The sequence below is a fragment of the Nonomuraea sp. NPDC001636 genome (genome assembly GCF_040298265.1).
Lineage (GTDB): Bacteria > Actinomycetota > Actinomycetes > Streptosporangiales > Streptosporangiaceae > Nonomuraea.
The window spans coordinates 71069-91045 of sequence record NZ_JBEOZT010000017.1; the positions used below are offsets into that span (position 1 = coordinate 71069).

General features: G+C 69.7%; 18 protein-coding genes and 1 riboswitch. Of the genes, 12 read left to right on the forward strand and 6 right to left on the reverse strand.

Features of this window, described 5'->3' with window-relative positions; all coding sequences use genetic code 11:
• Positions 1 to 37 precede the first annotated feature (37 nt).
• Positions 38 to 1519, forward strand: coding sequence for a bifunctional lysylphosphatidylglycerol synthetase/lysine--tRNA ligase LysX (gene lysX, locus ABT158_RS28820; protein WP_352358581.1), 1482 nt, complete (start codon positions 38 to 40; stop codon positions 1517 to 1519).
• A 47-nt stretch (positions 1520 to 1566) separates the two neighbouring features.
• On the opposite strand, the gene ABT158_RS28825 is transcribed toward lysX, so the two are convergent.
• Positions 1567 to 2496 carry an NADP-dependent oxidoreductase gene (locus ABT158_RS28825; protein WP_352358583.1) on the reverse strand — a complete coding sequence of 310 codons (930 nt, stop codon included), beginning with the start codon at positions 2494 to 2496 and terminating at the stop codon, positions 1567 to 1569.
• A 79-nt stretch (positions 2497 to 2575) separates the two neighbouring features.
• On the opposite strand from ABT158_RS28825, the gene ABT158_RS28830 reads away from it, so the two are divergent.
• Positions 2576 to 2974 carry a winged helix-turn-helix transcriptional regulator gene (locus ABT158_RS28830; protein WP_352358585.1) on the forward strand — a complete coding sequence of 133 codons (399 nt, stop codon included), beginning with the start codon at positions 2576 to 2578 and terminating at the stop codon, positions 2972 to 2974.
• Here ABT158_RS28830 and ABT158_RS28835 read toward each other — a convergent pair.
• Complete coding sequence (locus ABT158_RS28835; RefSeq protein ID WP_352358587.1) at positions 2964 to 4067, reverse strand: cytochrome P450; 1104 nt, start codon at positions 4065 to 4067, stop codon at positions 2964 to 2966. The genes ABT158_RS28830 and ABT158_RS28835 overlap by 11 nt on opposite strands.
• A gap of 278 nt (positions 4068 to 4345) precedes the next feature.
• Between ABT158_RS28835 and ABT158_RS28840 the strand changes: the two genes are divergently transcribed.
• Positions 4346 to 4558 (forward strand): helix-turn-helix domain-containing protein, encoded by a 213-nt coding sequence (locus ABT158_RS28840; RefSeq protein ID WP_132597751.1) that lies wholly within the window; start codon positions 4346 to 4348, stop codon positions 4556 to 4558.
• 26 nt (positions 4559 to 4584) lie between these two features.
• Here the strand turns inward: ABT158_RS28840 and ABT158_RS28845 are convergent, their stop codons facing one another.
• Positions 4585 to 5631 carry a C40 family peptidase gene (locus ABT158_RS28845; RefSeq protein ID WP_352358589.1) on the reverse strand — a complete coding sequence of 349 codons (1047 nt, stop codon included), beginning with the start codon at positions 5629 to 5631 and terminating at the stop codon, positions 4585 to 4587.
• Positions 5632 to 5637: 6 nt separating this feature from the next.
• Positions 5638 to 5789, reverse strand: a riboswitch (cyclic di-AMP (ydaO/yuaA leader).
• 287 nt (positions 5790 to 6076) lie between these two features.
• On the opposite strand from ABT158_RS28845, the gene ABT158_RS28850 reads away from it, so the two are divergent.
• From ABT158_RS28850 to ABT158_RS28875, 6 genes are all read left to right on the forward strand, one after another.
• Positions 6077 to 6646: an amino-acid N-acetyltransferase gene (locus ABT158_RS28850; RefSeq protein ID WP_352325867.1), complete on the forward strand. Its 570-nt coding sequence runs from the start codon at positions 6077 to 6079 to the stop codon at positions 6644 to 6646.
• A gap of 85 nt (positions 6647 to 6731) precedes the next feature.
• Positions 6732 to 8291 (forward strand): RDD family protein, encoded by a 1560-nt coding sequence (locus tag ABT158_RS28855; protein ID WP_352358591.1) that lies wholly within the window; start codon positions 6732 to 6734, stop codon positions 8289 to 8291.
• A 106-nt stretch (positions 8292 to 8397) separates the two neighbouring features.
• Positions 8398 to 8886, forward strand: coding sequence for an RDD family protein (locus tag ABT158_RS28860; RefSeq protein WP_352358593.1), 489 nt, complete (start codon positions 8398 to 8400; stop codon positions 8884 to 8886).
• A 525-nt stretch (positions 8887 to 9411) separates the two neighbouring features.
• On the forward strand, positions 9412 to 9744 hold the full coding sequence (locus tag ABT158_RS28865; protein WP_125641669.1) for a histone-like nucleoid-structuring protein Lsr2: 333 nt from the start codon (positions 9412 to 9414) through the stop codon (positions 9742 to 9744).
• Between the two features lie 1075 nt (positions 9745 to 10819).
• Positions 10820 to 13321: an ATP-dependent Clp protease ATP-binding subunit gene (locus tag ABT158_RS28870; RefSeq protein ID WP_352358595.1), complete on the forward strand. Its 2502-nt coding sequence runs from the start codon at positions 10820 to 10822 to the stop codon at positions 13319 to 13321.
• A 1567-nt stretch (positions 13322 to 14888) separates the two neighbouring features.
• Positions 14889 to 15827 (forward strand): sugar phosphate isomerase/epimerase family protein, encoded by a 939-nt coding sequence (locus ABT158_RS28875; RefSeq protein WP_352358596.1) that lies wholly within the window; start codon positions 14889 to 14891, stop codon positions 15825 to 15827.
• Between the two features lie 38 nt (positions 15828 to 15865).
• Here ABT158_RS28875 and ABT158_RS28880 read toward each other — a convergent pair whose 3' ends face one another.
• On the reverse strand, positions 15866 to 16336 hold the full coding sequence (locus ABT158_RS28880; protein ID WP_352358598.1) for a MarR family winged helix-turn-helix transcriptional regulator: 471 nt from the start codon (positions 16334 to 16336) through the stop codon (positions 15866 to 15868).
• A 113-nt stretch (positions 16337 to 16449) separates the two neighbouring features.
• Between ABT158_RS28880 and ABT158_RS28885 the strand changes: the two genes are divergently transcribed.
• Both ABT158_RS28885 and ABT158_RS28890 read left to right on the forward strand, forming a co-directional pair.
• Positions 16450 to 16773, forward strand: coding sequence for a cupin domain-containing protein (locus ABT158_RS28885; protein ID WP_352358600.1), 324 nt, complete (start codon positions 16450 to 16452; stop codon positions 16771 to 16773).
• A 58-nt stretch (positions 16774 to 16831) separates the two neighbouring features.
• On the forward strand, positions 16832 to 17248 hold the full coding sequence (locus ABT158_RS28890) for a cupin domain-containing protein (RefSeq protein ID WP_352358602.1): 417 nt from the start codon (positions 16832 to 16834) through the stop codon (positions 17246 to 17248).
• Between the two features lie 7 nt (positions 17249 to 17255).
• Here the strand turns inward: ABT158_RS28890 and ABT158_RS28895 are convergent, their stop codons facing one another.
• Complete coding sequence (locus ABT158_RS28895; RefSeq protein WP_352358604.1) at positions 17256 to 18131, reverse strand: iron-sulfur binding domain-containing protein; 876 nt, start codon at positions 18129 to 18131, stop codon at positions 17256 to 17258.
• 78 nt (positions 18132 to 18209) lie between these two features.
• Between ABT158_RS28895 and ABT158_RS28900 the strand changes: the two genes are divergently transcribed.
• Entirely contained in the window at positions 18210 to 18881 is a 672-nt protein-coding gene (locus tag ABT158_RS28900; RefSeq protein WP_352358606.1) for a hypothetical protein, read from the forward strand.
• A 6-nt stretch (positions 18882 to 18887) separates the two neighbouring features.
• Here ABT158_RS28900 and disA read toward each other — a convergent pair whose 3' ends face one another.
• Entirely contained in the window at positions 18888 to 19964 is a 1077-nt protein-coding gene (gene disA, locus ABT158_RS28905) for a DNA integrity scanning diadenylate cyclase DisA (RefSeq protein WP_352358608.1), read from the reverse strand.
• Positions 19965 to 19977: the final 13 nt, after the last annotated feature.

Below are 19977 nucleotides of genomic sequence, written 5' to 3' on the forward strand. Positions count from 1 at the left end.
CGCTTGCAGTTCGCCGTATCCCCTACGCTTTGTTGTTGTGAGCGAGGAACTTCCAGAGCAGATGCGCATCCGGAGGGAAAAGCTCGACCGCCTCCGCAGCGAGGGCGTCGACCCTTACCCGGTGAACTTCCCACGCACGGCGACCAACGCCGAGGTCAAGGAGAAACACCAGGGCCTGGAGCCCGACACCGCCACCGGTGAGACGGTCGGGGTCGCGGGCCGCGTCATGCTCAACCGCGTGGGCGGCAAGCTCTGCTTCGCCACACTCCGCGACGGCGGCGCCGACCTGCAGGTCATGATCTCGCTCGACAAGGTCGGCGAGGAGTCGCTGGCCGCCTGGAAGCGCGACGTCGACCTGGGCGACCACGTCGGCGTGACCGGCGAGGTCATCACCTCGCGCCGCGGCGAGCTGTCGATCCTCGCCGACAGCTGGCAGATCACCGCCAAGTGCCTGCGCCCGCTGCCGGAGAAGCACGTCGGCCTCACCGACCCCGAGGCGCGGGTGCGCCAGCGCTACGTCGACCTCATCGTCAACGACGAGGCCAGGAAGATGGCGCGGGTGCGCAGCGCGACCGTGCGCGCGGTGCGCGACTTCTGGCACGAGGAGGGCTACCTCGAGGTCGAGACCCCGATGTTGCAGCCCATCCACGGCGGCGCGACGGCCCGGCCGTTCAAGACCCACATCAACGCCTACGACATGGAGCTCTACCTCCGCATCGCGATCGAGCTCTACCTCAAGCGGCTGGTGGTCGGCGGCGTCGAGAAGGTCTTCGAGATCAACCGCAACTTCCGCAACGAGGGCGCCGACTCCACGCACAACCCCGAGTTCACCATGCTCGAGGCCTACGGCACCTACCTCGACTACAACGACATCGCCGACCTGACGCAGCGCATGTACCAGAAGGCCGTCGTGGCCGCCCTGGACACCACCGTGGTCGTGCACGACGGCGTCGAGATCGACCTCGGCCTGGAGAAGTGGCCGCGAGTCCGGCTCTACGACCTGGTGTCCGACGCCGTGGGCGAGGAGATCACCACCGAGACCACGCTTGAGGAGCTGCGGAAGATCGCCGACCGCCGCGAGGTCCACTGGGACGCCAAGTGGGGGTCGGGCAAGCTCGTCCAGGAGCTGTTCGAGGCGCTGGTCGAGCACACGCTCGTGCAGCCGACGTTCGTCATGGACTACCCGCTGGAGACCTCGCCGCTGGCCCGTCTCCACCGCGACAACCCGCTGCTGACCGAGAAGTGGGACCTGATCGGGTTCGGCACCGAGCTCGGCACCGGCTACTCCGAGCTCAACGACCCGATCGACCAGCGCCACCGCCTGGTGGAGCAGTCGCTGCTGGCCGCGGGCGGCGACCTTGAGGCGATGCAGCTCGACGAGGACTTCCTGCAGGCCCTTGAGTACGCGATGCCGCCCACGGGTGGCATGGGCGCCGGCATCGACCGGATGATCATGGCCTTCACCGGCAAGAACATCCGCGAGACCATCCTGTTCCCGTTGGTCAAGCCCACCCACTGAGCCGCCGTACGGCGCCCCGCGCAGGTGCGGGGCGCCGGTCAGGGCGGTCAGGGCAGCAGCACCAGCCGTCCGCGCAGGCCGCCCTCGGCCAGGCGGGCGTGGGCGTCGGCGGCCTTCTCCAGCGGGTACGTCCCGGCCACCCGTAGCGTCAGGCGTCCGGCCTCGACCAGGCGCACCAGCTCCGCGAGCTGCCGGGCGTCCGAGCGGAACAGCACGGTGGCCACGTCCGTCCCGCGCAGCGGCACCGGCGCGACCCCCGACGCGAGCGCCACGAACGCTCCGCCGTCCCGTACGGCGTCGAGCGCGGGCAGGCCCAGCACGGCCGCGTCCACCACGGCGTCCACACCGCCGGGCACATGGGCCCGTACGGCCTCGGCCAGGTCCTCCTCGCGGCGGACGAACCATTCCGCCCCGAAGCCGCGTACCAGCTCCTCGTCCGCGGCGCCGGCGGCGGCCACCACCCTGACGCCGCGCACGGCGGCCAGCTCCACCAGGTAGCCTCCGACGGCTCCAGCCGCCCCCGTGACCAGCAGCGTGCCGCCCGGCCCGACGCCGGTCCGGTCGAGCGCCTGCCAGGCGGTGAGCCCGTTCAGCGGCAGCGTGGCCGCGTGCACGGGGCTCACGTCACGCGGGGCGCGGGCCACCGCCGGGGCGTCCAGCACGACGTACTCGGCCTGCGCCTTGTACGGCAGCTCCAGCCGCGCGCAGAGCCCCACGACCTCCTCTCCCACGCTGAAGGAGGCCCCCGGGCCCACCTGGTCCACGGTCCCCGCGGCGTCGAAGCCGATCCCGTACGAGTCGAGCTTCCTGGCCAGCCCGTACGAGGCCAGGGCCCCGGACGCCACGGCCAGGTCGAAGGGGTTGACCCCGGCCGCGGCCACCTTGATCCGCACCTGGCCGGGCCCCGCATCGGGCAGCGGCGCGGACACCAGCCGGGGAGCGCCGGAGCCGCCGATGAGTGCACGCATGTTCGTCATGCCGCGACCCTAGGAAGAGTTACTCTCTTTCAGTAAGTAGGCACCTGGAAGTGCGTAACACACAGCGAGGAGTGAAACGGTGGCGACCACGACGGCGGCGCAGCGGCGTGACCAGGCGAGACTCGCCTTCGACGCCTACTTCGCCGAATGCCCTTCCCGCAAGCTGCTCGCCCGGCTCAGCGACAAATGGGTCACGCTGGTGCTCAGCTCGCTGGCCTCCGGCGAACGCCGCTACAGCGACCTGGCCAGGCACATCGCGGGGGTCAGCCAGAAGATGCTCACCCAGACCCTGCGCGGCCTGGAGCGCGACGGCCTGGTGACGCGCCGGGTCACGCCGCAGGTGCCGGTGCGCGTCGACTACGCGCTCACCCCGCTGGGCCAGAGCCTGATGCCGCTGGTCATCGCCATCAAGGCGTGGGCCGAGGAGCACATCGAGGACGTCGAGGCCGCCAGGGAACGCTACGACGCTACCGTCTGAGCCGCACCGGCAGCCGGGCCAGCCCGCGCAGCACCACGTTCTCCTTGTACGGCGGTTCCGGGTCGGCGGCCTCCATCTTCGGCGCCGCCGCGGCCAGCGCCGACAGCGCGATCTCGCCCTCCATCCTGGCCAGCGTCGCGCCCAGGCAGAAGTGCAGGCCGAGCCCGAAAGCCAGGTGCCGGCCGGGCTCGCGGCAGGGGTCGAACCGGTCGGGATCGGCGAACGCGGCCGGGTCGCGATTGGCCGCGCCGATCGGCACGAGCACGGCCGAGCCCGCGGGCACCGGCGTCCCGCCCAGTTCCCGGTCCTCCAGCGCGATCCTGGAGGTGAGCTGGACCGGCGGATCGAAGCGCAGCACCTCCTCCACCACCTCCCTCGGCCGCTCGGCGGCGAGGTGCAGCAGGCCGTGCCGCAGCAGGTTCAGCACGCCGTTCGCGATGAGGTTGACGGTGGTCTCGTGGCCGGCCACGAGCAGCAGCACGCAGGTCGCCAGCAACTCGGCCTCGGTGAGCTCCTCGACGTGTGCGAGGGCGCTCAGGAGGTCCTCGCCGGGACGCTCGCGCCGCCGCGCGATCAGGTGGCGGAAGTAGTCGCGGAACTCGTTCCTGGAACGCTCCGTTTCCGACATGAGGGCGTCTGTCAGCATCGGGTCAAGTCCGCGGGCAAGGGCCTCGCTCCATCCGCGGAAGCGGTCGTGGTCCTCCGGCGGCACCCCGAGCATCTCGCTGATCACCATCACCGGCAGCGGGTACGCGAAGCCGGAAATCAGCTCCGGCTCCTCCGGCAGCCGCCCGATCAGGTCGGCGGTGATCTCCTCGATCCGCGGCCTGAGGCGGGCCACCATGCGCGGCGTGAACGCGCGGCTGACCAGAGCACGCAACCGGGTGTGCTCGGGCGGGTCCATGAGCAGGAACGACCTGCCGGGCTGACCTGCCTCTTCCTGCGCCGGCGGGGACGTTCCGTGACCGAACCCGGGGTCGCGCAGCACGGCCGCGCACAACTCGTACGTGGTCACGACGAGCAGCCCGCCGCGCGTTCTGAAGATCGGCCCGGCGGCTCGCAGCTCGCGATATCGGACGTACGGATCGCGCACAAATTGCGGATCCGAGGGATCAAAACCCAGCACGTCGGTGGCGCTCATCGGAGGTGGAACCGGGCCGCCGAATTGATCGTTTGGACCGTTCATAGCGGACCACGGCGTGCCAACATATGCGGAGTACGTCACATATAAGTGATCATGTCAATAGCACTGGTCAAGGGCGCCGATTGTGGCGCTTGACGACCTTTCCGCGATGCGTTTACCTTCACCGAGACGAGCGGCTTTGCTTCGCCTGAAAGGTCCGAGTTCTGCTGTTGGGGGGAGGGCTCCCGGTGGATGTGCTCACAGAAGGCGTCGAGCTGAGCCACGCGGATTTGGCGTTACTGGCCGAGCTGGCCAGGGGGGTGACCGTCGATCGGGTCGGCAGGCGGCTGGACATCAGCGGACGGACCGTACGGCGCAGGCTGAGGGGCATCTGCGACCGCATCGGCGTGGCCACGGCGATCGAGGCCGTGGCATGGGCGGCGCGCCGCCAGCTCATCTAGCGGCGCTGGGTGAAGTGGGGCGCCGGTCAGTCCGCGATGCGCACGCCGCCGGCGAACGGCCGCCCGCCGATCGGGGCGACCCGCACGACGTCACCCGTGCGCGGGGCGTGGACCATCATGCCGCCGCCGATGTAGATGCCGACGTGGTGCAGGTCGGTGTAGAAGAACACCAGGTCGCCGGGGCGCAGCTGGTCGCGGCTGGTGATGTGCGTGCCGGCCGTCCACTGGTCGCCGGTGTAGTGGGGGAGCGAGATGCCCACACGCTGGTAGGCGGCCATCACCAGGCCGGAGCAGTCGTAGGAGCGCGGCCCCTCGGCGCCCCACACGTACGGCTTGAGCTGCTGGGTCAGGGCCCACTTGACGGCCTGGGCGGCCTTGCCGGAGCCGATGACCGGCAGGTTGACGCGTACGGCCCGGGTGCCGGGACGGCCCGCCTCGCCGACGGCCCGCCGGTAGAGGTTGCTCTCGACCTTGGTGACCAGCTTGGTGATCTTCGAGCGCTTGCCCTCCAGATCGGTGACGATCTTCTGGACCTCGGCGATGCGGGTCTTGGCGCCGGCCCTGGCCCGCTCGGCGGCCTCCATGGCCCTGGCGAGCTGGTTGACCTCCTCGCCCTGCTGCTGTTCGAGCGCGTACGTGGTCGCGGCCCGGTCGAGGAAGGTCTCGGGGTCGCCGGACTGGGCGAAGGCCAGGGCCTTGTCCAGGCCGCCGGTGATGTAGGCGTTCTGGGCGAGCAGCGAGGCCCTGGCGCGCTTGGCGGCCAGGTCGGACTCGCTGGTGGCCAGGATCTTCTGGGCGGAGTCGTTGGCCTTCTGGGCGGCCTTCAGCCGTTCGCGCTGCTCGTTGTACTGCTCGGCCAGCGTCTCGATCTCTTCGTGCAGCTTCTCCACCTGGTCGGAGAGCTCGGAGAGCGACGGCTTCGGGTCGGCGGCGGCGGAACCGACGGGGACGGCGAACAGCATCGCGGCGACGGTGACGCCGATGACGCCGAGGCGGCGTGCGCGCCCGGCCTGCTCCTGGGGGCGGGCGTGCCTGCCCCCGGACCTCCCCGAGCGGTCGAACGTCCGCTTCACCAACCGAGCTCCTCTCATCGACGCCGGCCGGGTTAGCTGACGGGTTCGGGCCGGAGCAGCCCTACCGAGATGGTCGGATTCACCCCAAGTGGTGGCGCCAAGTGCTCGCCGCCGTTGGTTCCCCGGCTTCCCTTGCGGGAATTGGGCGTGTCTTTCCGCGCGCATTACGCGGAGAACATCGTCGCTGGACACTAATGCACTCCGGGTTCACGCTCAACCGGAACTGCCGAGTCTGTAGAGGTTTCACAACTGAAGGGTCACAAGGTGATCTCGTGGGTAGCCGTACGGAAGCGGGCTTCTGCACCTTTTGTCCAGCATTCGGGGTGCTGAGGTCTGGAGGAAAGCTCCAAGTCGGCGCGTGTTCACCTGACCACGGGATGTGATGAGATGCCCGAGACGTGGGATTTAGGGCCGAGCCGTAATGAGATCTGTACCCTGGAGAGCCATGGAGCAGGTGGCCGAAGTGGCAGTCCCCGAGACCGCGGTCGTGGTCAGGCGTGCGCGCACGCCCGACGTGCGTGCGATCAGGCGTCTCGTGGACACCTACGCGGGCGCGGGGCCGCGGCTCCTGGAGAAGGCCACGGTCACGCTGTACGAGGACGTCCAGGAGTTCTGGGTGGCCGAGCGGGACGGGGAGGTCGTCGGCTGCGGCGCGCTCCACGTGCTCTGGGAGGACCTCGCCGAGGTCCGTACGGTGGCCGTCGATCCCGCGTGCCGGGGGCTGGGTGTGGGGCGGCGGATCGTCTCGGCACTCGTCCGGCAGGCGAAGGATCTGGGGCTGCGGCGTGTATTCTGTCTGACTTTTGAGGTCGACTTCTTCGCGAGGCACGGTTTCCGCCCCATCCAGGGCACACCGGTCTCACCCGAGGTCTACGCCGAGTTGCTGGCCTCGTACGACGAGGGTGTGGCGGAGTTCCTTGATCTGGAACACGTCAAACCGAACACCCTTGGCAACACCCGCATGCTGCTGCATCTGACATCGGGTGACGCGGACCTTGACCACTTGGAAAGGTGATTGTTGATACCTATGTCGATACGTTGGGCAGCACAGGCATGTGTCCTGACACGTGCCACATGCGCACTCGAAGCGAGGTGACACGGTGAGCACCGGACAGCCGCCGTACCCACAGGACGATTCCGGCGAGAACCCCGAGTACGGTCAGCACCACGGCCGTCGGCCCGGTGAGCCCGACCCGGACGTGACTGTGGTCGGCTACCGGGCGGACGATGCCTTCGGCCAGCCCCCGTACGGTCAGCAGCAGCAACAGGGCTATGGCCAGCAACAGCAGTACGGCCAGCAACAGCAGCAGTACGGCCAGCAGCAGGGCTACGGCCAGCAGCCCCAGTACGGCCAGCAGGCCGCCCCGGGTCAGCAGGGCTACGGCCAGCAGCAGGGCTACGGTCAGCAGCCGCAGTCCTCGGGCCAGCAGTACACGCAGCCCGGCTACGGCCAGGAGGCCCAGTACGGCCAGCAGGCCGCCTCGGGCCAGCAGGGTTACGGCCAGCAGCCGCAGTCCTCGGGCCAGCAGTACACGCAGCCCGGCTACGGCCAGGAGGCCCAGTACGGCCAGCAGGGTTACGGCCAGCAGCCCGCCTCCGGCCAGCAGTACGCCCAGCCCGGCTACGGCCAGCAGGCCGCTCCGGGTCAGCAGGGTTACGGCCAGGAGGCCCAGTACGGTCAGCAGGCCGCCTCGGGCCAGCAGGGCTACGGCCAGCAGCCGCAGTACGGGCAGCAGCCGCAGTCGCTACCCGACTACGGCCAGCAGCAGGGCTACGGCCAGGACGCCCAGTACGGCCAGCAGGCCGCCTCGGGCCAGCAGGGCTACGGCCAGCAGCCGCAGTCCTCGGGCCAGCAGTACGCCCAGCCCGGCTACGGCCAGCAGGCCGCCTCGGGGCAACAGGGTTACGGCCAGGAGGCCCAGTACGGCCAGCAGGGCTACGGCCAGCAGCAGGGCTACGGCCAGGACGCCCAGTACGGCCAGCAGGGCGGCTACGCCCAGCAGCAGTACGGCGACCAGCAGCAGGGTTACGGCCAGCAGTACGGCGACCAGCAGCAGTACGGCCAGGCATACGGCCAGCAGCAGCAGTCGCAGCCCTACGGCCAGCCCGGTTACGGCCAGCCCTACGGTCAGCCCGTCGGCGTGCAGCCTCCGGGCGCTCCGGCCCCCCTGGCGGAGTGGTGGCAGCGTCTGGTCGCGAGGATCATCGACGGCGTCATCCTCGGCGTCGTGAACTTCGTGGTCAGCCTCATCCTGGGCCTGCTCGCGATCGGTTACGACTCGGCGACCGGCTCGACCTCCGGCATCCTGTCCGCCTTCACCATCGGCCTCCTGTCGGCGATCGTGACGACCGCCGTCTGGGTCTGCTACGAGTTCTTCCTGACGAAGATGAACGGCCAGACGGTCGGCAAGATGGTCATGGGGATCAAGGTCGTGCCGGTGGGTCAGGCCCTGCCTCCGGGCGGGCTCGCGTCCGACCTGGCGATCAAGCGCGCCGGCGTCACCTGGGGCGGCTACGTCCTCAGCCTCATCCCGTTCCTCGGCCCGCTGCTCGCCTGGGCGTGCGTCGCGGTCAACGGCGCCTCGCAGCTGTGGGACAAGCCGCTGCAGCAGACGTTCGCGGACAAGTTCGCGGGCACGGTGGTCGTGAAGATCAAGTAATCCCGCGTCAGCGTAAAACAGGGGCCGGCTTCCCGCCGGCCTCTGTTTTGTGTGTGCGGGGCGTACCAAAATGGGGGGTACGACCGCCGACCGCGTGAGGTGGGATATGGGCGGGACACCGTCGTGGCCGGGCGCCGTGCCCGCGGAATGGTGGGAACGCCTCGCCGCCCGCTTCATTGAGGCGCTGGTCTTCGGGGTCTTCTATTACATTCTGTTCATCGCGCTGTGGGGCGTCTTCCGGACTGTCGGGATGGTCGAGGCGTTCGACGGGCGGCTCCCCGGGCTCCTTGCCTGGTTCCTGGCCGGCCTGTGTTATACGGCCTATGACTGGCGGGCCCATTGCCTGCGCCGGCGGACCTTCGGCCAGGCGATCATGAAGATTCGCCTGGCGCCGGACGACCTTCCGCGTGGCGCCCTGCTGAAACGGGCCCTGGTCTATCCCGGGCCTGTCATGCTGATGGGCATTCCGGTGGTCAATCTGCTGGCCGGAATGCTGCTGTTCGGCGTCGGGCTGCTCATCCTGATCGACAAGCCGTTGGAGCGCGGGCCGCATGACAGGCTGGCCGGAACGCGGGTGGTAAAAGATCTTCGTTGAGGCATCCGCACCTGGGAAGATGCCTTTTCGCAAAATTTTCCCTTGATCCGGTAAGGAGCCTGGAGAGACTGGCATTAGGCTATGGGACGTCCGGGTTGCCGGATGTCGGTGCCCCTGCTCCCTGAGGGCGACTGTGTGTGGCTATGGTCGGTTCCGGGTGAGTTGTCACCTAGGCGTCATGAGCGTCCGGCGTGCTCCCGCAGGTCCCGCAGGTCGCGCCGGGATGCGTATTTAGCGCCCCCGAAACCCTGCTAGCCCTGGAGGCGAGGACGAATGGAAGCCGTAACAGACGTATTGTCAGCGCTCATCCCCCCGGTCGTGGTCGGCGGCGCCTTCATCTTTGGCGCGGTGAAGTTGCTGCGATCGGAGGTCGCCGGGCGACGGGCAAACCACCAGGATCAGGCCGAGAACCAGAACTGATCTGCCGGTCAGCCGAATCCCCGTAGCGCTGAATTGTCTCCGCGCCTTTCCGGGTATATGTTTGGGCGAGCGAATGAAACAATGCTCCGGGAAAGGATTGCGTAGATGGCCAAGCAGATCCAGGAGATTCTCATCGATGACCTCGATGGGGGCGAGGCCAATGAGACGGTCAGCTTCGCTATTGACGGCTCCTCCTATGAGATTGACCTCAGCGACGTTAACGCCAAGAAGCTGAGGGACGCACTCACGCCTTTCGTGCAGCACGCCCGCAGGGCAGGAGCCGTGTCCGCCCGTCGCCGTGGTCGCGGCGGCAACCGTGCGATGAGCCGCGAGAAGAGCTCGGAGATCCGGCAGTGGGCCAAGGCTCACGGCCTGCCGGTCAGCGAGCGCGGCAGGATCGCCTCCACCGTCGTGGAGAAGTACGAAGCGGCTCACTGAGCCTCGTCGAGAGAGCCATCTCCTGACCATGCGCTTATGCCGTTCGCCTAGGACCCCGGCGAGCGCCATAAGCGCATGATCGTTTTTGTGGGGAGTTCGTGAATCCCCGGACCTCTTGTTGATCTTCTAATTCGCCCAAATGTGGGCGTATTGCTCACTCGTGTCGCGCGGGCAAGGCGCCGCGCGGGAGTGGAACGTGCCGGGCTTTGCGGCCGGCGTCCGTGTCAATTCCCGGGCGCCGCCGGGCTCGCCGTCGTCTTCGTCACCCGCGGCGGGAACGGGCCAATGCCGTCACTCGCCGCAATGTTCCCCATCCCGGCTCCTGCGGCGTACGCGCAAAGCGGTGACGCTCCGCCGCACAATCGGGCAGCGCGGTCCTTCCCGAAGCGTCGTCGCAAGCCTTCTTCCGGTACCGGGTACTTCCGTCTTCTTACGGCCTTGTGCGGGGTTCTCGGGGCTTGTCGGGTCCCTCTTCGGGCCTCTCGGTGGGCCGGGCCGCGGATGGCCGGCAAAACGCGGGCGTGCGGCCGGTGGGGGGCGACGGAAAACCGGTGGCCTCTCCTGTGTGCCGCGCATTGTCCCGTCGCAGGACCCTCGTGCGCACCGGCGATCGGTAACCCGGCTGACCCGATGGGGAATACGTGTGGCGGTGCGGTGGGTGCCGAGTTGTGCTCAGGGCGTAGCGCCCGCGCTTGGACGCGGTTTGGAGCAGCACATACGATGATTACGTAACAGATACGGGCGCGGGCATCGGAGATGCGTGGCCGGCGGGCACCCCAAGGCCGGCTTCGCCCCGGCGTCCGACGGCCGATCCGTGTTGGTCCGCCCTGGGCCGCGGGCGTCGAATTCCAGGCGCTTCCGGGAAGCGCCTAAACATCGTTCGCTTGCGGCGTATCGGGAACACGTCACCCCCGAACAGTAGTTGGATAGAGGGTGAACGCCCTGCTCTCGGGGAACGTCTCTGCTATAGAGCGTGTCAGCGGCAGTGGGCACGGTTCGCCGAGCCAGGGCTAGCATGCGGGATGACGGGACCGGATTTACCGGCCTGACTGACCGCTCTGTGAGGAGCGACGAGATGTTCGAGAGGTTCACCGACCGAGCGAGGCGTGTTGTCGTCTTGGCCCAAGAAGAGGCCAGGATGCTCAACCACAACTACATCGGCACTGAGCACATTCTTCTTGGTTTGATCCATGAAGGTGAGGGCGTAGCCGCCAAGGCTCTGGAGAGCCTCGGCATCAGCCTTGAGGGTGTGCGCCAGCAGGTCGAGGAGATCATCGGCCAGGGCCAGTCGGCTCCGTCGGGGCACATTCCGTTCACCCCGCGGGCCAAGAAGGTCCTCGAGCTGTCGCTCCGTGAGGCTTTGCAGCTGGGTCACAACTACATCGGCACCGAGCACATCCTGCTCGGGCTCATCCGCGAGGGTGAGGGTGTGGCCGCCCAGGTGCTGGTCAAGCTTGGAGCTGATCTCAACCGTGTCCGGCAGCAGGTCATCCAGTTGCTCCACGGTTACCAGGGCAAGGAGCCGGCCGCCGCGGGCGGTCCCCAGGAGTCGGCGCCGTCCACGTCCCTGGTGCTCGACCAGTTCGGCCGCAACCTGACCCAGGCGGCCCGTGAGGGCAAGCTCGACCCGGTCATCGGCCGTGAGAAGGAGATCGAGCGGGTCATGCAGGTCCTCTCCCGGAGGACCAAGAACAACCCGGTGCTGATCGGCGAGCCCGGCGTCGGCAAGACCGCCGTCGTCGAGGGCCTGTCGCAGAAGATCGTCAGGGGCGAGGTGCCCGAGACGCTGAAGGACAAGCAGCTCTACACGCTTGACCTCGGCGCCCTGGTCGCCGGCTCTCGCTACCGCGGTGACTTCGAAGAGCGCCTGAAGAAGGTGCTCAAGGAGATCCGCACGCGCGGCGACATCATCCTGTTCATCGACGAGCTGCACACGCTCGTCGGCGCGGGCGCCGCCGAGGGCGCGATCGACGCCGCCAGCATCCTCAAGCCGATGCTGGCCCGTGGCGAGCTGCAGACGATCGGCGCCACCACCCTCGACGAGTACCGCAAGTACCTCGAGAAGGACGCCGCGCTGGAGCGCCGCTTCCAGCCGATCCAGGTGGCCGAGCCCTCTCTCAGCCACACGATCGAGATCCTCAAGGGTCTGCGCGACCGCTACGAGGCCCACCACCGCGTCTCCATCACCGACGACGCCCTGGTGGCCGCCGCGCAGCTGGCCGACCGCTACATCAGCGACCGCTACCTGCCCGACAAGGCGATCGACCTCATCGACGAGGCCGGTTCCCGGATGCGCATCCGCCGGATGACCGCTCCGCCGGACCTGCGCGAGTACGACGAGAAGATCGCCAACGTCCGTCGCGACAAGGAGTCCGCGATCGACGCGCAGGACTTCGAGAAGGCCGCTGCGCTCCGCGACCAGGAGAAGCAGCTCCAGCTCAAGCGCGAGCGGCGGGAGAAGGAGTGGAAGGCCGGCGACATGGACGTCGTGGCCGAGGTCACCCAGGAGCTCATCGCCGAGGTCCTGGCGACCGCCACCGGCATCCCGGTCTTCAAGCTGACCGAGGAGGAGTCCCAGCGCCTGCTCCGCATGGAGGACGAGCTCCACAAGCGGATCATCGGCCAGGACGACGCCATCAAGGGCCTGTCGCGGTCCATCCGGCGTACCCGCGCCGGTCTGAAGGACCCGCGCCGTCCCGGTGGCTCGTTCATCTTCGCGGGTCCGTCCGGTGTCGGTAAGACCGAGCTGTCCAAGGCTCTGGCGGAGTTCCTCTTCGGCGACGAAGACGCTCTGATCAGCCTGGACATGTCGGAGTTCATGGAGAAGCACACCGTCTCCAGGCTGTTCGGCTCGCCTCCCGGCTACGTCGGCTACGAGGAGGGCGGCCAGCTCACCGAGAAGGTGCGGCGCAAGCCGTTCTCCGTGGTCCTGTTCGACGAGATCGAGAAGGCCCACCCCGACATCTTCAACTCGCTGCTGCAGATCCTGGAGGACGGTCGCCTGACCGACGCCCAGGGCCGCGTGGTCGACTTCAAGAACACGGTCATCATCATGACCACCAACCTCGGCACCCGCGACATCTCCAAGGGCATCGGGGTCGGGTTCGCGAAGTCCAACGACACCGAGTCCAACTACGAGCGGATGAAGGCGAAGGTCCAGGAGGAGCTCAAGCAGCACTTCCGGCCCGAGTTCCTCAACCGTGTCGACGACATCGTGGTCTTCCACCAGCTGACGCCGAACGAGATCATCAAGATCGTCGATCTGATGCTCGCCCAGGTCGACGCCAGGCTGAAGGACCGCGACATGGGTCTCGAGGTCTCGCCGGAGGCCAAGCAGCTGCTCGCCGACCGCGGTTACGACCCGGTCATGGGCGCCCGGCCGCTGCGCCGTACGATCCAGCGCGAGCTGGAGGACTCCCTGTCCGAGAAGATCCTCTACGGCGAGCTCCGTCCGGGGCAGGTCGTGAAGGTGACGATCGAGGGCGAAGGCGACAACGCCACGTTCGTCTTCAAGGGCGAGTCCGCCTCGACGGTCCCGGACTCGGCGGCGGCGATCGCCGCACCGATCCAGCACTGACCGACCACCACCGAAAACCCCCGCCCCGGCGGGGGTTTTCGCGTTCCATCACCCTGACGCCTGACGCCTGACGCCTGACGCCTGACCCTCGACCGCCGACCGCCGACCGCCGACCGCCGACCGCCCACGGCCGAGGGCCGAGGGCCGACCCTCGTCCACTGACCGCCGCCCCTCGGTGGCCGGTGCCCGACCAGCGGCCCCCGGCCGCCGACCAGTGACCAGCGACCCTGGGCCGCCGTCCACTGATCCCCGTCCACTGACCGCCGACCGCCGACCGCCGAGGGCCGACCCTTGTCCACTGACCCCCGCCCTGCGGCGCCCGACCAGCGACCCCCGGCCGCCGACCAGTGACCAGCGACCCTGGCCCGCCGTCCATTGACCCCCGACCCCCGACCCCCGACCCCCGACCCCCGACCCCCGACCCCCGACGCCCGACCCCCGACGCCCGACGCCCGACGCCCGACGCCCGACGCCCGACCCCCGACGCCCGACGCCCGACGCCCGACGCCCGACGCCCGACGCCCGACGCCCGACGCCCGACGCCCGACGCCCGACGCCCGACGCCCGACGCCCGGCCGCGGCCTGCGACCGGGCGCTGGTGTTGCAGCGCCGCACGTCTTCGGGGTGCCAGCATTCTGCGGCCCTTTCTCTGGGCGCTGGTTCTCTGCGGCGCCGTTGATTGGGTTCGGGGGGTGGTCCTTGCGGCGTGGCGGGGGCCCTGGCGCCCGTACACGGGTGAGGGCCTCCAGAGAGGCGGGAGTAGAGCCCGCATGTGGCTGGCCGCTGGCTTTTGTGGCGCAGTTACCGGCTTCGGGTGTTGGTTCCTTGCGGCGGGGTCGGGCTGGCGCAGGTGCCGTACGTGGCTGGGGGCCTGTAGAGGGCGGGGCTTGGGGCGGCTGGCGGCTGTCCGTGGCGCTGTTGCCGGCTTCGGGTGTGGTTCTTTGTGGCGGGGGCGGGTGGGGCCGGGGGCCGTACGGGGCTGGGGGCCTGCAGGGGAGGGGTTCGGGCCCGTATGTGGCTGGCCGCTGGCTTCTGTGGCGCGGTTACCGGCTTCGGGTGTTGGCTCCTTGCGGCGGGGCCGGGTGGGCCCAAGTGCCGTACGGGGCTGGGCGTCCGCAGGGCGGAGGGCTTGGGCTGGTGCGGGTGCCGTACATGGCTGAGGGCCTGTAGGGGGTGGGGGCTGGGCCTGTACGTGGGCGGTTGTCGTTGTGTGGTGCGTGTTCCGGGGGCGGGGTCCGTTTTGGAGGTCGATGAGGGGGGTGGGCGTCTTGTTTGGTTCCCGGCAGGGCTGTCTCTGGGTTGGGTTCGAGGGGGGGTGGGTTGTTGCTTAATTGTTGGATGGGTGGGTACGCCGCCACCGGTAGTAGTACTACACTGCGTAGAGCATCGCCAAGTCTCATCCAAGTGATCCGCAAGAGCGTGTTCCTAGAGTCGGAGCTGCTCCCTGGGGAGTAGTAAGGAATCAACTCAGGGCGGACGCGTGCGCCACCCGGAAGCAGGCATGCTCACAGGGTTCGCGCGTCTGAGGCGGGCGACGGGAACACTCAAGCAAGCCGTGGAGGAACCGATGCGCCTGCGTCACAACGACGGAACGCTCGTTCACCTCGCCTACAACGCAGGCATCCACCCTGCCGAGGACCTGGAGAACCTGATCGCGCACCTGACCCGCTACGCGGTGCCGGTGCGCAAGAGGCTGGGCGTGGAGCGGATGGGCATCGGGCTGTGGTTGTCGCCCGGCGTCGCCGACCACCTCACGGCCGACCGCATCGAGCTCGTACGGCTGCGCCGCTCCCTGGAGGAGCGCGGCCTGGAGGTCGTCAGCCTCAACGGCACCGGCGGACGCAACCAGGAGGTCCCCGGCCCCGACTGGGCCAAGCCCGAGCGCTACCGCTACACCATGGCGCTGGCCAAGATCCTGGCCTTCCTGCTGCCCGACGACGTACGGTTCGGCAGCATCTCGACGATCCCGATCGGCTGGCGTCGCGACTGGCCCGCCGACCTGCACGCCATCGCCACGCGCCGCCTGGAGCGGCTGGCCCGCGAGCTGCGCGGCATCTACAGCGTGACCGGGAAGACCATCAGGGTCGGCTTCGAGCCGTGGCCGGGGTGCGTCCTGGAGACGACCGAGCAGGCGCTGGTGCGGGTGGGCGGCATCGACTCCGAGCATCTGGGCGTGTGCCTGGACGCCTGTCACCTCGCCTGCGGGGCCGAGGAGCCCGGCGCGGCGCTGAAGGGCCTGGCGGAGGCCGGTGCGCCCGTCGTCAAGCTGGGGCACGTGCACAACCACACGGGCGAGACGCCGAGCACCGGCGCGGTGCTGCACGACACGCTGACCGCGATGTTGTCGGGCGCGGTCAGCGGGAGCGCGCACATTGAGGTCGAGACGCACAACCTGTTCGTGCCGGGGCGCGCGAAGGGGCCGGGCGCGCTGGTGTCGCTGCTGGCCGAGGAGCTGGCCTGGGCCCGTACGAACCTGACCAGCCTCGGCCTGCAACTGGCCGCCTGATCAGGAAGCCAGGGCCGGTCGAGGCTCAGCGGATCCACTCAGAGGCCGGCGAACCAGCCTGGCGTGTCCAGCCGCCACATGTTCGCCGGCGTCATCCTGCGCAGGTCCGACTCCAGGGCCCGCAGACGGTCCTCGCCCAGCTCCGCGGCCCATCGGGCGCGCAGCTCGTCGAAGATGCGGGCTGAGCGGTCGAGCGCTTCGACGCCGCGGGGCGTGAGGCGCACGATCTTGCGCCGGGTGTCGTAGTCGTCCCTGGTGCGCTCGACGTAGCCGGCGCGTTCGAGGGTCTCGATCGTCTTGCCCGCGGCCTGTTTCGACACGCCCAGGGTACGGCCCAGGTCGACGGCGGTCGTGCCGCGCGTGCCGATCGCCTGCATGACGAACCCGTGGTTCGGACGGAGGTCCGGATAGCCCTGTCGGGCCAGCTCGGTGTGCAGCTCGTCGATGAGCGTGCGGAAGGCCAGCAGAAGTCGTAGAGGCAGTTCGAAGCCTGGGGTGTCGCTTGACAAGATAGACAACCTGGTTAACTATATAGACAACGTAGTTGCCTATCTTAAGGGGTCAGAGCGTGTCTGTCATTCGTGACGCGGATTCCCGGCGTTCCGAGACCCCCTCCGGGGTCATGACCACTTTCGCCTCGCCGACGCAGGGCGGGGCCGCCCGCTCGCTCTGGCGGGTCGACGCCAAGCCGGGTGCGCAGGGCCCCCGGCACGACTTCGACAGCGAGCAGGTGTGGAGCTGGCTCTCCGGCGGCGCCACCGTCGAGCTGGGCGACGAGCGCTTCAAGGTCGGGCCGGGCGACACCGTCGTCATGCCCGCCCACGTGGTGCGCAGGGTGCTGGCCGACGCGGAGGCCGGTTACGCGGCCGTCGTCACCGCGGCCGCGGGCGCCAGGGCCATCAGCGCAGAGGGTGGCGACCTCGGCACCCCGCCGTGGATCGCCTGATCGCCACCGAGGACGCGCGGCGCGCAGCCGTGCCCACCGCAGAGAAGGAGTTTGTCTGATGCCTGTCGTCATGTCCGCCGACGCCCGTCAAGTCCGCACGCCCAACGGCCTGATGACCACGCTCGCCTCGCCCACCCAGGGCCGGGCCGGGCAGGTCATGTGGCGGGTGGACGCCAACCCCGGCATGGAGGGCCCGGTGCACGCCGCCGACCGCGAGCTGGTGTGGACCTGGCTGGCCGGCGGCGCGGTCGTCGAGCTGGGCGGGGAGCGGTTCGAGGTCGGGGCGGGGGACACCATGGTCCTGCCGGCCGACGTGAGCCGGCAGATGTTCGCCGACGCCGAGCACGGGTTCGTCTCGATCGTGGTCGCGCCGCCGGGGGTGGAGGTCTACAACCCGAGCGGCGAGTCCGCGCCCGACGCCTGCGACCTGGCCCCGAAGGGCACGGACCGCACCGTGCCCCCGTGGATGGCCTAGCGGGCGCTCAGGAGTGCGGCAGCCGGTACGTGCCGTCGTCGAGCACCTCGGCCAGGCCGTCGGCGACCAGGCCGTCGAGGGCGCGTTCGCGCTGGGTCGCGTCGTCCCACACCACGTCGAGGGCCGCCTTCGGCACCGGGCCGTGGGCCGCGCGGAGCACCGCGAGCAGGCGGCCGCGGCACTGGCGGTCGGTGCCGGCGTACGTCTGGCCCTTGCGGGCGGGACCGGTGTGGGGTGGTTTGCCGGCCAATCGCCACGCGCACAGGTCGGCGATCGGGCAGTCGGCGCAGCGCGGCGCGCGGGCCGTGCAGACCAGCGCGCCCAGCTCCATCACGGCCACCCCCCAGCGGGCCGCCCCCAGCTCCGGCAGCAGCGCCTCGGCCAGCCGCCGCTCGGCCGCCGAGGTGGCCGTGGGCGGGTACTCCTCGGCCCGTACGGCCCGCGCGAACACCCGCCGCACATTGGTGTCCAGGACGGCGTGCCGGCCGCCGTACGCGAAGCTGGCGACCGCGGCGGCGGTGTACTCCCCGATGCCCGGCAGGGCCAGCAGCGTCGCGTGGTCGGCGGGCACCTCGCCGCCGTGCTCGTCGGCGATGGCGCGGGCGCAGGCGTGCAGGCGCAGCGCCCGGCGCGGATAACCGAGCCGGCCCCAATGCCGTACGGCCTCACCCGGCGGCTCGGCGGCCAGCGACTTGGGAGTGGGCCAGCGCGCCATCCACTCCAGCCACACCGGCAGGACGCGGACGACCGGGGTCTGCTGCAGCATGATCTCGCTGACCAGCACTCCCCACGGCGTCGCGTCGTCGGCGCGCCAGGGGAGGTCTCGGGCGTTGTCCTCGTACCACTCCAGAACGGGGGCGTGCAGGAGGTTCGGCTCAACCACGCGGTCAAGCGTATTCGTAAACATGCTCGCTCGGCGTGTCGTCACTGTTGGTAGCCGATCAATTACCATGCTGTGCCTATGGATCCGGATTCGATGGGTGGCGACGGCGGTGACGTCTACTGGCGGCGTCGCATGAGCGTGCTGGTGGCCGTCCTCGTCGTGGTGGCCGTGGTGGCGTGGGCATGCTCCAGCGGGGGCTCCGGGCCGGAACGCTCGTCCAGCGCGCAGAGCTCACCGAGCGCGACGCCCGCCGCCGATCCGCTGCTCGCGGGCCTGCGCACGCTCGCCATGGGGACGGCCAGCCCGTCGCCCACCCCCGCGCCCAAGGAGAGCCCGGCCGCCAAGCCGAGGCGGCCGGGGGAGCCGTGCCCGCAGGACAGCCTGGTGCTGAGCCTCCAGGGCGGCAAGGAGCCGATCTACACCGGCGCGGCGCGTCCGACCTTCATCGTCACGCTGGTCAACACCGGGCCGGTGATGTGCACGGCCGACGTCGGGCCGCGGGCCATGGAGATCCGCATCACCTCCGGCGCCGACCGCATCTGGTCCACCGCCGACTGCGTCAGCGGGGTGGGCACCGAGGTCAGGGAGCTGCAGCGCGGGATCCCGTACGTGCGCACCCTGGAGTGGGACCGCCGCCGGTCGAGCACCGACTGCCGCACGACCCCGGCCTCCGCGCTGCCCGGCACGTACGTGGCCACCGCCCGCATGGGCGCGCTCCGCAGCGGCAAGGGCGTCTTCCACCTGCGGTGAGCGGCCTCAGACGTAACGTTCGAGTATCGACGACTCCGCCAGGCGGGACAGGCCCTCGCGGACGCTGCGGGCGCGCGACTCCCCGACGCCGCCCACCTCCTGCAGGTCGTCGATGCTGGCGGCCAGCAGCTTCTGCAGGCCGCCGAAGTGGTTGACCAGCCGGTCGACCACCGTGGCGGGCAGCCGGGGCACCTTGGCCAGCAGCCGGAAGCCGCGCGGGCTCACCGGGCTGTCGAGCCGCTCGGCGCCGCCGTGGCCCAGCACGTGCGCGACGGCCGACAGGTCGAGCAGCTCGGCACCCGACAGGTGGTCGAGGTCGTGCAGGGCCTCGACCAGGCGCTTCTGGCGGCGGCTCGCGGGGGCCGGCAGGTAGTCGCGCACGACCAGCTCGCGCTCGGAGTCGACGCCCGCCACCAGCTCGTCGAGCTGCAGCGACAGCAGCCGGCCGTCGGTGCCGAGCTCGACCACGTAGCCCTTGATCTCGTCGGAGATGCGCCGGACCATCTCCAGGCGCTGGGCCACCGCCGACACGTCGCGCACGGTGACGAGGTCTTCGATCTCCAGCGCCGACAGGGTGCCGGAGACCTCGTCGAGCCGGTGCTTGTAGCGCTCAAGGGTGGCCAGGGCCTGGTTGGCCTTGGACAGGATGGCCGCGGACTCCTCCAGCACGTAGCGGATGCCGTCGAGGTAGAGGGCGATGATCCGCATGGACTTGCTGATCGCGATGATGGGCAGGCCCGTCTGCCTGGCCACGCGCTGGGCGGTGCGGTGGCGGGTGCCCGACTCGTCGGTGGGGATCGCGGGATCGGGGACGAGGTGCACGGCGGCGCGCACGATCTTCTGGTCGTTGCTCACCACGATCGCGCCGTCCATCTTGGCCAGCTCGCGCAGGCGGGTGGCCGAGAACTCGACGTCGAGCTCGAAGCCGCCGCTGCAGACCTCTTCGACGGTCCTGTTGTGGCCGAGCACGATCAGGCCGCCGGTCTGCCCGCGCAGGATGCGCTCCAGGCCGTCGCGCAGCGGAGTGCCCGGCGCCACGGCGGCCAAAGCGTCGCGACGGCGGTCGTCAAGACTCCTGTCCACCTGACCCCCGTGT